1 protein-coding gene is annotated in these 663 nt (G+C 62.9%); it reads left to right on the top strand.

Features of this window, described 5'->3' with window-relative positions:
- Nucleotides 1-456 precede the first annotated feature (456 nt).
- Nucleotides 457-663: LacI family DNA-binding transcriptional regulator (locus DAERI_RS21730; protein WP_235610510.1), on the top strand; the 207-nt coding region annotated here is incomplete at its 3' end.

Raw genomic sequence — 663 nt, 5'->3', positions numbered from 1 at the left:
GGGCTGGTTTCCGCAACCGGCCAGCAACATGGCGCCCGTGAGCATGAAACCGACGAGGAGAAGAGGGGAGCGCATGGGTCCTCCTGATAGGAAGGCATATCGGTTCCCGCGCCGCAGTGCCGCGGCGCACACTGACCCACGCCTACTGTGGGGGCTGGGGAACCCGGATTGCCTGAATGAAGTCGTGCGGCCGAACGCGGACGGCTCATGCAACCAGCGTCCCCACCGAAGGGTGAGGAACCATGAGGGGCGGCCTCCAGATAAAAGTCCACCAAGCCCGGAAACGTTTGCGACGTGCCCGTTGTACCAGCCCACCAGGCGAATTGTCAAGCGAGGCGAGGATTCCCATCGGCTCTACCTCTCGCCATTGACAATGTGGAGTTTCCGACCTACCTTGATCGAAACAAATTCCGCAAACGTTTCCGGGTGGTGCGGGTTCTACCCTCAGGAGGTTCCTTGCGCTCCAAAGTCACCATCAAAGACGTCGCCCGGTACGTGGGCGTGGTCCCCAGCACCGTCTCGCGGGCGATCAACGACCACCCGGAGGTCGGTCCCGAGACCAAAGCCCGCGTGCGGGAAGCTGTTGAGTTGCTCGGTTACCGCCCTGACCGTCTCGCACGGAGCATCCGGCAGGGCCGCACGCAAAGCGTCTCCGTGATGGTC

Origin of the sequence: Deinococcus aerius (assembly GCF_002897375.1) — a bacterium.
Classification (GTDB): domain Bacteria; phylum Deinococcota; class Deinococci; order Deinococcales; family Deinococcaceae; genus Deinococcus; species Deinococcus aerius.
This window is presented reverse-complemented; position numbering and strand designations above follow the sequence as displayed.